The organism is Collinsella sp. WCA1-178-WT-3 (M1) (assembly GCF_009696325.1).
Taxonomy (GTDB): domain Bacteria; phylum Actinomycetota; class Coriobacteriia; order Coriobacteriales; family Coriobacteriaceae; genus Collinsella.
This window is the reverse complement of record NZ_VUME01000003.1, coordinates 221,609-232,786: the sequence shown is the minus strand read 5'-3', so window position 1 is coordinate 232,786 and position 11,178 is coordinate 221,609. Positions and strand designations below refer to the sequence as shown.

The 11,178-nt window shown below is 58.5% G+C and carries 19 protein-coding genes; all 19 read left to right on the top strand.

What is annotated here, in order from left to right:
- Positions 1-284: 284 nt before the first annotated feature.
- The 19 genes from FYJ40_RS03575 (at position 285) to rplQ (ending at position 11,091) form a co-directional block, all read left to right on the top strand.
- Complete coding sequence (locus FYJ40_RS03575; RefSeq protein ID WP_195838546.1) at positions 285-932, top strand: solute carrier family 23 protein; 648 nt, start codon at positions 285-287, stop codon at positions 930-932.
- 306 nt (positions 933-1,238) lie between these two features.
- Positions 1,239-1,796: a 50S ribosomal protein L5 gene (rplE, locus tag FYJ40_RS03570; RefSeq protein WP_154516073.1), complete on the top strand. Its 558-nt coding sequence runs from the start codon at positions 1,239-1,241 to the stop codon at positions 1,794-1,796.
- A gap of 79 nt (positions 1,797-1,875) precedes the next feature.
- Positions 1,876-2,061: a type Z 30S ribosomal protein S14 gene (locus FYJ40_RS03565; RefSeq protein WP_022094280.1), complete on the top strand. Its 186-nt coding sequence runs from the start codon at positions 1,876-1,878 to the stop codon at positions 2,059-2,061.
- A 119-nt stretch (positions 2,062-2,180) separates the two neighbouring features.
- Positions 2,181-2,579 carry a 30S ribosomal protein S8 gene (rpsH, locus tag FYJ40_RS03560; protein ID WP_006235262.1) on the top strand — a complete coding sequence of 133 codons (399 nt, stop codon included), beginning with the start codon at positions 2,181-2,183 and terminating at the stop codon, positions 2,577-2,579.
- A gap of 33 nt (positions 2,580-2,612) precedes the next feature.
- Positions 2,613-3,149 carry a 50S ribosomal protein L6 gene (rplF, locus tag FYJ40_RS03555; RefSeq protein WP_370450587.1) on the top strand — a complete coding sequence of 179 codons (537 nt, stop codon included), beginning with the start codon at positions 2,613-2,615 and terminating at the stop codon, positions 3,147-3,149.
- A 75-nt stretch (positions 3,150-3,224) separates the two neighbouring features.
- Positions 3,225-3,593: a 50S ribosomal protein L18 gene (gene rplR, locus FYJ40_RS03550; protein WP_118270231.1), complete on the top strand. Its 369-nt coding sequence runs from the start codon at positions 3,225-3,227 to the stop codon at positions 3,591-3,593.
- A gap of 14 nt (positions 3,594-3,607) precedes the next feature.
- Positions 3,608-4,132, top strand: coding sequence for a 30S ribosomal protein S5 (rpsE, locus tag FYJ40_RS03545; RefSeq protein ID WP_154516070.1), 525 nt, complete (start codon positions 3,608-3,610; stop codon positions 4,130-4,132).
- A gap of 2 nt (positions 4,133-4,134) precedes the next feature.
- Positions 4,135-4,317 carry a 50S ribosomal protein L30 gene (rpmD, locus tag FYJ40_RS03540; protein ID WP_154516067.1) on the top strand — a complete coding sequence of 61 codons (183 nt, stop codon included), beginning with the start codon at positions 4,135-4,137 and terminating at the stop codon, positions 4,315-4,317.
- A 3-nt stretch (positions 4,318-4,320) separates the two neighbouring features.
- On the top strand, positions 4,321-4,770 hold the full coding sequence (gene rplO, locus FYJ40_RS03535; protein ID WP_006235267.1) for a 50S ribosomal protein L15: 450 nt from the start codon (positions 4,321-4,323) through the stop codon (positions 4,768-4,770).
- Positions 4,764-6,050: a preprotein translocase subunit SecY gene (gene secY, locus FYJ40_RS03530; protein WP_370450586.1), complete on the top strand. Its 1,287-nt coding sequence runs from the start codon at positions 4,764-4,766 to the stop codon at positions 6,048-6,050. Before rplO ends, secY begins: the two co-directional genes overlap by 7 nt.
- An 18-nt stretch (positions 6,051-6,068) precedes the next feature.
- Positions 6,069-6,695 (top strand): adenylate kinase, encoded by a 627-nt coding sequence (locus FYJ40_RS03525; RefSeq protein WP_154516064.1) that lies wholly within the window; start codon positions 6,069-6,071, stop codon positions 6,693-6,695.
- Positions 6,692-7,480: a type I methionyl aminopeptidase gene (gene map, locus FYJ40_RS03520; protein WP_154516061.1), complete on the top strand. Its 789-nt coding sequence runs from the start codon at positions 6,692-6,694 to the stop codon at positions 7,478-7,480. Before FYJ40_RS03525 ends, map begins: the two co-directional genes overlap by 4 nt.
- 232 nt (positions 7,481-7,712) lie before the next feature.
- Positions 7,713-7,931: a translation initiation factor IF-1 gene (infA, locus tag FYJ40_RS03515; protein ID WP_035137443.1), complete on the top strand. Its 219-nt coding sequence runs from the start codon at positions 7,713-7,715 to the stop codon at positions 7,929-7,931.
- Between the two features lie 150 nt (positions 7,932-8,081).
- Positions 8,082-8,195, top strand: coding sequence for a 50S ribosomal protein L36 (gene rpmJ, locus FYJ40_RS03510; protein WP_006363204.1), 114 nt, complete (start codon positions 8,082-8,084; stop codon positions 8,193-8,195).
- Between the two features lie 14 nt (positions 8,196-8,209).
- The gene (gene rpsM, locus FYJ40_RS03505; protein ID WP_154516058.1) at positions 8,210-8,584 is read left to right on the top strand and encodes a 30S ribosomal protein S13; all 375 of its coding nucleotides are present in this window, start codon (positions 8,210-8,212) and stop codon (positions 8,582-8,584) included.
- 14 nt (positions 8,585-8,598) lie between these two features.
- Positions 8,599-9,003 (top strand): 30S ribosomal protein S11, encoded by a 405-nt coding sequence (gene rpsK / locus FYJ40_RS03500; protein ID WP_006235274.1) that lies wholly within the window; start codon positions 8,599-8,601, stop codon positions 9,001-9,003.
- A gap of 19 nt (positions 9,004-9,022) precedes the next feature.
- Positions 9,023-9,619, top strand: a complete 597-nt coding sequence (gene rpsD / locus FYJ40_RS03495) for a 30S ribosomal protein S4 (RefSeq protein WP_006235275.1) — start codon at positions 9,023-9,025, stop codon at positions 9,617-9,619.
- A 32-nt stretch (positions 9,620-9,651) separates the two neighbouring features.
- Entirely contained in the window at positions 9,652-10,593 is a 942-nt protein-coding gene (locus tag FYJ40_RS03490) for a DNA-directed RNA polymerase subunit alpha (RefSeq protein ID WP_154516055.1), read from the top strand.
- 30 nt (positions 10,594-10,623) lie between these two features.
- A complete protein-coding gene (rplQ, locus tag FYJ40_RS03485) occupies positions 10,624-11,091 on the top strand; it encodes a 50S ribosomal protein L17 (protein ID WP_154516052.1) in 468 nt (155 codons plus the stop codon).
- The last annotated feature ends 87 nt before the right edge of the window (positions 11,092-11,178 follow it).

The window sequence follows — 11,178 nt, the reverse complement described above, 5'->3', positions numbered from 1 at the left end:
AGGCTCAAGGTCATATACGCGATCATGCGCGACGCCGTCCCGTACGCGGCCTAGCGGGCGGCGGGATCAACCGAAGAGGAAACCGAGCGGGGGCGCCAGGCGCCCGGATGCGTCATGCCGAAATGGCGCGAAGCACGCGGTTGACAAAACTATAGAGACACGTCCCAAATTAGCTACCCCAGCCCTCTGCCGCATGCGGGTCAAAATGCTACCTGTGCCATATGCCCTATAATGTCCGCCCGTTGGGCGGCATAGGGCCGCTGCCTAGGGTATGGGAGGCGCAAATGGCAGAGTCGGCAGCAGGGGACGCCCTGTTCGAGCGTACGGGAAAAGTTTCGTTTGTGCAGGTATTGCCCCATGCACTGCAGCATGTACTGGCGGCATTCGCGGGTATCGTTACGCCCGCTATCATCATCGCGTCGGTCTGCGGCTTCACGCCTCAAGAGGAAGCCGCCGTCATTCAGGCGTCGCTGGTCCTCTCGGCGCTCGACATTTTTCTTCAACAGTTCCCTATAAAAGGCATCGTCGGCTCGGGCCTGCCCATCGTGATGGGCGCGAGCTTTACCTTCGTGCCGGCACTTAAAGCGGTCGGTCTTGAGCTTGGTTTTGAGGCCGTGCTGGGCGCTCAAGTTATCGGCGGCGCGCTCGTCGTGCTCTTTGGTCTTTTGTTTAAGCGCGTGAGCTTTCTGTTCCCAGCTCCGGTGCTCGGTACCGTCATCTTTGTCATTGGCCTGTCGCTGTGCCCGGTTGCCGTGGCGTCCATGGCAGGCGGGGAGGGCGCGGCCGATTTTGGCAGCGTCACCAATTGGACCGGCGCGCTTGCCGGCGCTGGATTCCCCGCATGGGTCGACACCGTCTTTGGCGGATCCTCCATTGCCGTCGCCGCACTTGTCGCCGTCGTCCTCAACCTGGTCCTGCCTCGCCAAAAATAACGCCCCATATATGAGTTGCGGTAAATACGGATTGTTTAAGCCGGTTAAGCTGTCAAACAGTCCCTATTTCACCGCAACTGCTTTTTGGGACCCATTTGTGCGGGGGAGTTGTGGAGTTGTGCAGGCAGACGATGTTTTTCTGGAAATACGCACCCAATGCGCGTATAGTACCGATTGTTTTGTCGGCTCCTGCTGCGTCGAGTCCAAACCGCGAAATGCCATGAGCGGCGCGGATGCAGTCAGGAGGCACGAGGACAACCCACCGTGGCCACGCCCCGTGCTTAAAACCCCAAGAAGGAGTGAATAATGGCAGAAGAGAAGTATGTGCCGCGTCTGAAGGCCAAGTACAACAACGAGGTCAAGCAGCAGCTTCAGGACAAGTTCCAGTACGAGAACGTCATGATGATCCCCAAGTTTGAGAAGATCGTCGTGAACATGGGTGTCGGCGAGGCCGCTACCGATTCCAAGGCCATCGACGGTGCCGTGCGCGACCTGCGCGCCATCACCGGCCAGCAGCCGATGATCACCCGCGCCCGCAAGTCCATCGCTACCTTCCGCCTGCGCGCTGGTATGCCGATCGGCTGCAAGGTTACCCTGCGTGGCGACCGTATGTGGGAGTTCTTCGATCGTCTGACCTCCGTCGCTATCCCCCGTATCCGCGACTTCCGCGGCATCTCCGCCAAGAGCTTCGACGGCCGTGGTAACTTCTCCATGGGCGTCACCGAGCAGCTCATCTTCCCCGAGATCGACTTTGACTCCGTCGATCACCAGCGTGGTATGGACATCACTTTCGTGACCACCGCCAACACCGATGAGGAGGCCAAGGCCCTTCTGGACGCCTTTGGTTTCCCGTTCAAGAAATAGGTTCACCTGCCCTATAAGCGCCGTTCCCACAAGGGGGCGGCGCTTGGGGCGAACAATACTCTATGTGAGGAGGATATAAGTGGCTAAGACATCGATGATCGTCAAGTGCAATCGCAAGCAGAAGTTCTCTACTCGTGAGTACACGCGCTGCCAGCGCTGCGGCCGTCCGCACTCTGTGTACCGCAAGTTCGGCCTGTGCCGTGTCTGCTTCCGCGAGCTTGCACTCAAGGGCGAGCTTCCCGGCGTTAAGAAGGCCAGCTGGTAAGTCACTACCAGCGTTTCAAGCATCCGTTTGGAACAGGGAAAACGTGCTAGTTAGGCTTTGCCGTTAAGGGCGGCGAAGAACCAAGAGCACGTGTTCATCAAGAACGAAGGAGAATCTGTATGAACCTTACAGACCCGATCGCAGATATGCTTACGCGCATTCGTAACGCTAACTCTGTGAACAAGGCCACGGTCTCCATGCCGAGCAGCAAGAAGCTCGTCGAGATCGCTCGTGTTCTGCACGAGGAGGGCTACATCGAGGGCTACGATGTCGAGGACACCGTTCCCCAGAAGACTCTGCACATCACGCTTAAGTATGGTCCCAAGAAGGCTAAGGTCATCAACGGCATCCGCCGCATTTCCAAGCCGGGCCTGCGTAAGTACACCGGCGTTGCCGACATGCCCCGCGTCCGCGGTGGCCTTGGTACCGCCATTATTTCCACCAGCCATGGCGTCATGACCGACCGCGATGCTCGCAAGCACAACGTCGGCGGCGAGATCATCGCTTACGTCTGGTAATTCGCTCGGTAGGTAGAAGGAAAGGAGATCACCGTGTCTCGTATCGGTAATAAGCCTGTCCAGATTCCCGCCGGAGTCGAAGTGGCAGTCAACGGCAACAACGTTGTCGTCAAGGGCCCCAAGGGCCAGCTCGAGCTCGATGTCTATGAGAAGCTCGCTATCAATATCGAGGACAACGTCCTCACCGTTTCCCGTCCCGACGACGAGCGTGAGACCCGTGCCCGCCACGGCCTCACCCGCGCCCTCATCCACAACATGGTTGTTGGCGTTTCCGAGGGCTTCGAGAAGAAGCTCGAGCTCGCCGGCGTCGGTTACCGCGTGCAGCAGAAGGGCAAGAACCTCGAGTTCTCCCTGGGCTTCTCGCACCCCGTGATCGTCGAGGCTCCCGAGGGTATCACCTTCGAGGTTCCCGACAACACCCACGTGAACGTCAAGGGTATCAACAAGCAGCAGGTCGGTCAGATCGCCGCTGAGATCCGCGGCCATCGTCCTCCCGAGCCTTACAAGGGCAAGGGTATCCACTACGTTGGCGAGCACATCCGCCGCAAGCTGGGTAAGGCCGCCAAGTAGTCGTAACCGACTCACTCGCATAAGACCAGCACCCCGTTAGGTGCTGGCAAGATCAACCTTTTTAGGAGTTTACGTATGAACAAGCATAAGGCGAAGCTGGAAGGCCTCAAGCGTCGTCAGCGTCGTGTTCGCGGCAAGATCTCGGGTACCGCCGAGCGTCCGCGTCTTCGCGTGACCCGTACTAACGCCAACATCTATGCCCAGATCATCGACGACAGCAAGGGCTCCAGCCTGACGCTCGTCTCTGCCTCGACCCTCGAGGCCGAGTTCAAGGGCACCCACACCTCGAACAAGGAGGCTGCGGAGAAGGTCGGTCAGCTCGTTGGCAAGCGTGCCATCGAGGCCGGCATCACCAAGGTCGCCTTCGATCGCGGTGGCCGTATCTACCATGGCCGCGTCAAGGCCCTCGCCGACGGTGCTCGTGCCGCCGGTCTCGAGTTCTAGGAGGTATGTAGCACATGGCTCGTAATCAGAAGCAGCAGCGCGAGGCCTCCGAGTTCGAGGAGCGCGTCGTTTACATCAACCGCGTGTCGAAGACCGTCAAGGGCGGTCGTCGCATGAGCCTCGTCGCTCTCGTCGTCGTTGGCGATGGCAAGGGCAACGTCGGCGTTGGCATGGGCAAGTCCGCTGAGGTGCCCATGGCCATCTCCAAGGCGTCTCTCGATGCCAAGAAGAACATGTTCCACGTGCCGGTGACCGAAGAGGGCACCATTCCGCACGAGGTTATCGGCCACTTTGGTGCCGGCCGCATCATCATCAAGCCCGCTGTCGAGGGTACCGGCGTTATCGCCGGCGGCGCTGTGCGTCCCCTCTTTGAGCTTGCTGGCATCAAGAACGTCCTGTCCAAGTCCCTCGGTACCGACAACGGCCTCAACATCATCAAGGCTGCCGTCGAGGGCCTCAAGGAGCTCTCCAGCCCTGAGGACGTCGCGGCTCGCCGTGGCCTGACGGTCTCCGAGATGTTCGTCGGTAAGGAGAACTAAGCATGGCTGACACCATCAAGATCAAGCAGGTCCGCAGCACCAACGGTTGCAAGCAGGACCAGGTCCGTACTGTCCGTGCCCTCGGTCTCCACAGGATCCGCGAGGTTCGCGAGATTACTGACAACGAGTCCGTCCGCGGCATGATCTTCAAGGTCAAGCACCTTGTCGAGATTGTAGAGGAGTAGCAAATGCAGCTTCACGATCTTACTCCCGCGCCCGGTTCCACCAAGAACCGCAAGCGCGTTGGCCGTGGCAATTCTTCGGGTCACGGCACCACTTCTGGCCGCGGCCAGAAGGGCCAGGGCTCTCGCTCTGGCGGCACCAAGGGTGCCGGCTTCGAGGGTGGCCAGACTCCGCTGGCTATGCGCCTGCCCAAGCTTCCGGGCTTCCGCAACCCCCGTCGTATCGAGTACACCGCTGTTAACGTTGAGCGTCTCGAGCGTAAGTTCGAGGATGGCGCTGTGATCGACGGTGCCGCTCTTAAGGCCGCTCGCATCACCAAGAGCGAGTTCGAGCCCGTCAAGGTGCTCGGCAATGGTGAGCTTACCAAGAAGTTCACGGTCAAGGTCGACAAGGTCAGCGCTTCTGCGCAGGCCAAGATCGAGGCCGCCGGCGGAAAGGTCGAGCTGCCGTGCTAAATGGTCTTAAGAATGCTTTCCGCATCAAAGAACTGCGCGAAAAGATTCTTTTTACCATAGCTATGCTCGTCGTGTACCGCATTGGTGCGCACGTTCCTGTGCCCGGCATTCCCTTCCAGGGGATGCTGGGCCTTTTCTCGACCGATAACAATTCGGTCGCCGCAGGTGCTATGGCCCTCCTGAATCTTTTCTCTGGCGGCGCGTTGAGCTATGTGTCGGTGTTTTCGCTGGGCATCATGCCTTACATCACCAGCTCGATCATCCTCCAGATGCTCCAGGCCGTTGTGCCTTCCCTGCATGAGCTTGCCCGCGAGGGCGAGGTCGGTCAGACCAAGATTACACAGTATTCGCGTTACCTCACCCTGGCTCTGGCAATCCTCAACTCCGTGGGCTACCTCTTCCTCTTTAAGAGCTTCGGCATCAGCTTTAATGGCGCCGCCGCTCCCGAGATCATCTTCGACCTCATGATCGTCGGCACGCTCACCGCGGGCGCCATGCTGATCATGTGGATTGGTGAGCTCATTACCCAGCGTGGTATCGGCAATGGCATGTCGCTGATCATCTTTGCGAACATCATGGCCGGTCTGCCGCAGGCGATCTTCTCCAGCACCGAGGGCAATGGCGGTGGCATCATCACTATGGTGATCATCTGCGCCATCATCCTGCTGGTTATCCCGCTGATCGTTTTCCTTGAGCGCGGCCAGCGCCGCATTCCGGTCTCCTACGCTAAGCGCGTCGTGGGCCGTCGCATGATGGGTGGCCAGACCACCTACCTGCCCATCAAGGTCAACACCGCGGGTGTCGTGCCGATCATCTTCGCTTCGGCGCTGCTGTACTTCCCGGCTCAGGTTGCCGTGTTCTTCCCCGGCATCGGCTGGATTCAGGCAGTTGCCTCTGCGCTTTCGACCGGTTGGCTCAACTGGGTGCTTAACGTTGTCCTCATCGTGTTCTTCGCGTACTTCTACACCTCCATGGTGTTCAATCCCGATGACACGGCCGACAACCTTAAGAAGCAGGGCGGCTTTATTCCGGGCGTTCGTCCGGGTAGGGCTACCGCGGCCTACATCAAGAACGCGCTCAACAAGATTACGCTTCCCAGCGCTGTCTTTTTGGCGCTCATCGCCATCGTGCCTTCGATCATTTTCTCCTTCACGGGCAATCAGCTGATCCAGGCATTTGGCGGCACGTCCATCCTCATCATGGTCGGCGTCGTGCTCGACACGGTCGACAAGCTCGAAGGCCAGATCAAGATGTATGATTACGATGGATTCTTTAAATAGGCTAGAGGAGGATTGCTCATGAACCTCGTATTGCTCGGAGCTCCGGGTGCCGGTAAGGGCACCGTTGCACAGGAGCTCGTCGCCGAGTTTGGCGTCGCCCACATCTCCACGGGCGACCTGCTGCGTGCTGCCGTCAAGGGTGGCACCGAGCTTGGTATTCAGGCTAAGAAGTACATGGACGCTGGCGAGCTCGTTCCCGACCAGCTCGTGATCGACCTTGTCAAGGAGCGCCTTGCCGCCGATGACGCCCAGCAGGGCTTCATCCTCGACGGCTTCCCGCGCAACACCGCCCAGGCTGTGACGCTCGATTCCGAGCTCTCCACCATGGGTCGCGAGATCGACTGCGCCCTTCTGGTCGACGTTGCCCCCGAGGTCATCATCGATCGTCTGTCTTCGCGTCGCACCTGCCGCGCCTGCGGTTACACCGGCACTGCTGCCGATGTTACCTGCCCCAAATGCGGCGGCGAGATGTATCAGCGCGACGACGATAAGCCCGAGACCATCAAGAACCGTCTCGACGTCTACGAGAAGTCCACGAGCCCGCTTGTCGATTACTATCGTGGCCAGGGTCTGCTCAAGTCGGTCAACGGTGACCAGGCTCGCGAGACCGTATACGGGGATGTCAAAGAGGCCCTCGGTCTATGATTAAGATTAAGTCTGCAACGCAAATCGAGCAGATGAAGAAGGCAGGAGCGCTATCTAAGATGGCGCTCCGCCACGTTGGAGCCATGGTGCGCCCCGGCGTTTCGACTTTTGAGCTCGATCAGCTCGCGGAGCAGATTATCCGCATGCATGGCGGTACCCCGGCCTTTAAGGGTTACGGCGGGTTCCCGGGGACCATTTGCGCATCGATCAACGATGCCGTGGTCCACGGTATTCCCAACCCCGATATGATCCTGCGCGATGGCGATATCATCTCCATCGATACGGGAGCCGTTGTCGACGGCTGGGTTGGCGATAACGCATGGACGTTTTTCGTCGGCACCCCTACGCCCGAGGCCAAGGCCCTGTGCGAGGTTACGCGCGATTGCCTTAAGGCTGCCATTGAGCAGGCTGTTCCCGGTAACCATATCGGGGATGTTGGCCATGCCGTCCAGTCTCTCGCCGAGTCTCACGGTTATGGCGTGCTTCGTGACTATGTGGGCCATGGCATTGGCCGCGTGATGCACGAGGATCCCAACGTTCCTAACTATGGAAAGAAGGGGAGGGGCGTTCGCCTCCAGGCCGGCATGGTCATTGCCATCGAGCCGATGGTAACGATGGGTTCCAACCATGTGAGCACGGGCTCCGACGGTTGGATCGTCACCACCAACGACCACCTGCCTGCCGCGCACTACGAGAACACCGTCGCCATCACCAATGACGGTCCGGTGATTCTCACCACCGATGCGCAAGGATCCTGGTGTTCGCTCCAAGGCGGAGAAATGTAAAAGTCGCCGCCCCCTGATGCCCAACCTCGCCTTTCAATTTCGAAGGCATGACCCCAAGGTCTATGCCTTCTCATTTCAAGGCGATCTTGGGCATCAGGGAACGGCTTTGTTTTACATTTCAAATGTAACAAGTTCCACGTAGTTGTGGAGCCATTACGAAGTTATTACGATGCGTGCATACGTGTTGTAGAATACTCAATCGCTGTCGTTTTCTAGAGAAAGATGATTGCTTGTGAAGAAGGAAGACGCAATTGAGCTCGAGGGTACGGTAAAGGAACCGTTGCCTAACGCCATGTTTAAGGTCGAGCTCGAGAACGGTCATTCGGTTCTGTGCAACATTTCTGGCAAGATTCGAATGAATTACATCCGTATTCTCCCCGGTGACAGGGTTGTCGTGGAGCTTTCCCCGTACGACCTGACCCGCGGCCGCATCACCTATCGCTACAAATAGCGGCACGCATACACGCACTCTATTTCCGACTGCAGGCTTAGCTCAACCTACGGTCGGATTGTGTGTGAAGACCAGCCATAGTTTTAAACGCCTGCGGCTGGGCGAGTAGATAGTAGGGAAGTAGTTTGAGCGCTACCGAAAGGAAGAACGATGAAGGTACGTCCTTCGGTCAAGAAGATGTGCGATAAGTGCAAAATCATTAGGCGCCATGGCAAGGTCCTCGTCATTTGCGAGAACCCCCGTCATAAGCAGCGTCAGGGTTAAGAGAGGAGACTACGTTGGCCCGTATTAATGGTGTCGACCTCCCGCGTGAGAAGCGCGTTGAGATCGGTCTGACCTACATTTACGGCATCGGCCGCACCACTGCGACGAAGATTTGCGTCGAGTGCAACGTTAACGTGGATACGCGCGTTAAGGACCTCACCGAGGATGAGGTTAACGCCATCCGCGAGTATATCGACAAGAACCAGATCATGGTTGAGGGCGACCTCCGCCGTGAGCGCAACCAGAACGTCAAGCGCCTTATGGACATCGGCTGCAACCGCGGCCTTCGTCACCGCAAGGGCCTCCCGGTCCGCGGCCAGCGCACCCACACTAACGCTCGCACCCGCAAGGGCCCGAAGCGTCAGATCGGTGCTAAGAAGAAGAAATAAGGAGCGCTAGATAGATGGCTACTGCTAAGAAGAACGTTCGCGCTGCCCGTCTGAAGCGCGCGGACCGTAAGAACATTTCCGTGGGCCAGGCTCACATCCGTTCTACGTTCAATAACACGATCGTTTCGATCACCGATCCCCAGGGCAACGTCATTTCCTGGAAGTCGGCTGGCCAGGTGGGCTTCAAGGGCTCCCGTAAGTCCACGCCGTTCGCTGCCCAGATGGCTGCCGAGGCTGCTGCCAAGCAGGCCATGGAGCACGGTATGAAGAAGGTTTCCGTCTTCGTCAAGGGCCCCGGCTCCGGTCGTGAGACCGCCATCCGCTCCCTCCAGGCTGCTGGCCTCGAGGTCTCGAGCATTCAGGACAAGACCCCCATCCCGCACAACGGCTGCCGCCCCAAGAAGCGTCGCCGCGTGTAACTGAAAGGATCGTATCAATATGGCAATCGACAGGACTCCTGTTCTTAAGCGCTGCCGTCAGCTCGGGATCGATCCCGCTGAGCTCGGTTACAGCAGCAAGAAGGAATCTATCCGTCAGCCCAAGCGCCGTCGCAAGGAATCTGAGTACGGCATGCAGCTGCGCGAGAAGCAGAAGGTCAAGTTCATCTATGGCGTTCTGGAGAAGCAGTTCCACGGCTACTTCAACAAGGCCCGTAAGATGAACGGCGTCACCGGTGAGAACCTCATGATCATCCTTGAGTCTCGCCTCGACAACGTTGTTTTCCGTCTTGGCTTCGCTCGCACCCGTAAAGAGGCTCGTCAGTCCGTCCGCCACGGTCACTTCACCGTGAACGGCAAGCGCGTGGACATCCCGTCCTACCGCGTCAAGGCCGGCGACGTCGTCGCTGTCGGCGAGAAGTTCCGTGACCTCCTCCCCATCAAGGAGGCTCTGATTTCCTCCGAGCGCTTTGAGGTCCCTGGCTGGCTTGAGGTCGATATCGAGAAGCTGTCTGGTAACGTGCTCGCTCTGCCGACGCGTGAGCAGATCAGCGGTGATATCAACGAGCAGCTCATCGTCGAGCTCTACTCTAAGTAGTCCATCCGGGCTGCTGAGGCTGGAGGTAATACATGTCAGAATTCATTAGGCCTCAGGTTCAGGTCGAAGAGATCAACGAGACGTCTGCTCGTGTCTCCGTCGAGCCGCTCGAGCGCGGTTACGGTGATACGCTGGGCAACTCCCTGCGTCGCGTTCTTCTGTCCTCGCTCGAGGGTGCCGCCGTCGAGGCTATTCAGATCGATGGTGCGCAGCACGAGTTCATGACCATCCCTAACATGGTCGAGGATGTCACTGACATCGTCCTGAATGTCAAGGGTCTTGTCTTCAGGGCTCTCGGCACGACCGACGAGGCGACCGCCACCATCTCGGTTGACGGCCCCTGCGAGGTCACCGGTGCGGACTTCTTTATTCCGTCCGAGTTTGAGTTGGTCAACCCCGAGCAGCACATCGCTACGCTCACCGAGGGTGGCCATCTCACCATGAGCATGCGCATCGGCTATGGCCGCGGCTATGTCTCTGGCGAGGCCAACAAGCGCGACAACGATCCCATCGGTGTGATCCACGTCGACTCGCTGTACTCGCCGGTATCCCGTTGCGCCAAGCTCGTTGAGGCTTGCCGTGTCGGTCAGCACACCGACTACGACCGCCTTGTCCTCGAGATCGAGACCAACGGCTCCATCGCCCCGCGCGACGCCGTGGTCCAGGCTGCCAATATCATCAACCAGCATATGGCTGCCTTTATGAACCTTGCCGAGACCCCCGAGGTCGAGGAGGAGGTTTCGATCTTCGCTCCCGAGGTCACCAACGACAACGCCGAGCTGGACAAGCAGATCGAGGATCTGGACCTTTCTGTCCGTTCCTACAACTGCCTTAAGCGTGCCAGCATTCACTCGGTCCGTCAGCTCGTTGAGTTCTCGGAGAACGATCTTCTGAACATCCGCAACTTCGGTGTTAAGTCGATCGAGGAAGTGAAGGACAAGCTTGAGTCCATGGGCCTGAGCCTGAAGGCTTAATGCTTCGCATATTTGAGGAGAAACTAGACCATGCGTCACAACGTTAAGAAGGGCCTGAAGCTCGGCACCGATGCGAGCCACACCAAGGCCATGAAGAAGAGCCTGGCCAAGGCCCTCTTCGAGAACGACCGCATCAAGACCACCGAGACCCGCGCTAAGGCGCTGCGTTCGGTTGTCGAGCCGATCATCACCTGGGCCAAGAAGGGCGACCTGCACTCTCGTCGTCTGGCTATCGCCAAGCTCGGCGATAAGCAGCTCGTTGCCGAGATCTTCGACAAGGCTGCTCAGGGCATGTGGCAGGATCGCAACGGCGGTTACACCCGCATCATGAAGCTCGGTAACCGTAAGGGCGACAACGCTCCCATCGTTATCATGGAGCTCGTCACCGAGCCTTGCACGCCCAAGGCCAAGAAGGCTGCTCCGGCCCCCAAGAAGGCCGCTGCTCCCAAGAAGGTCGAGGCTGTCGAGGAGACCGCTGCCGAGGAGACCGCTGAGTAGACAATTCGTCTGCATAGGCTATATTCGAGGGGTACGTTCGCGTACCCCTCTTTTTTTGTCGCGATACCGTTGTTTGTTTGTTGGGAG

Coding starts and splice junctions, on each gene's coding strand:
- FYJ40_RS03575 (WP_195838546.1), top strand. CDS start 285: ATGGCAGAGTCGGCAGCAGGGGACGCCCTGTTCGAGCGTACGGGAAAA.
- rplE (WP_154516073.1), top strand. CDS start 1,239: ATGGCAGAAGAGAAGTATGTGCCGCGTCTGAAGGCCAAGTACAACAAC.
- rpsH (WP_006235262.1), top strand. CDS start 2,181: ATGAACCTTACAGACCCGATCGCAGATATGCTTACGCGCATTCGTAAC.
- rplR (WP_118270231.1), top strand. CDS start 3,225: ATGAACAAGCATAAGGCGAAGCTGGAAGGCCTCAAGCGTCGTCAGCGT.
- rpsE (WP_154516070.1), top strand. CDS start 3,608: ATGGCTCGTAATCAGAAGCAGCAGCGCGAGGCCTCCGAGTTCGAGGAG.
- rpmD (WP_154516067.1), top strand. CDS start 4,135: ATGGCTGACACCATCAAGATCAAGCAGGTCCGCAGCACCAACGGTTGC.
- rplO (WP_006235267.1), top strand. CDS start 4,321: ATGCAGCTTCACGATCTTACTCCCGCGCCCGGTTCCACCAAGAACCGC.
- FYJ40_RS03525 (WP_154516064.1), top strand. CDS start 6,069: ATGAACCTCGTATTGCTCGGAGCTCCGGGTGCCGGTAAGGGCACCGTT.
- map (WP_154516061.1), top strand. CDS start 6,692: ATGATTAAGATTAAGTCTGCAACGCAAATCGAGCAGATGAAGAAGGCA.
- rpmJ (WP_006363204.1), top strand. CDS start 8,082: ATGAAGGTACGTCCTTCGGTCAAGAAGATGTGCGATAAGTGCAAAATC.
- rpsK (WP_006235274.1), top strand. CDS start 8,599: ATGGCTACTGCTAAGAAGAACGTTCGCGCTGCCCGTCTGAAGCGCGCG.
- rpsD (WP_006235275.1), top strand. CDS start 9,023: ATGGCAATCGACAGGACTCCTGTTCTTAAGCGCTGCCGTCAGCTCGGG.
- FYJ40_RS03490 (WP_154516055.1), top strand. CDS start 9,652: ATGTCAGAATTCATTAGGCCTCAGGTTCAGGTCGAAGAGATCAACGAG.
- rplQ (WP_154516052.1), top strand. CDS start 10,624: ATGCGTCACAACGTTAAGAAGGGCCTGAAGCTCGGCACCGATGCGAGC.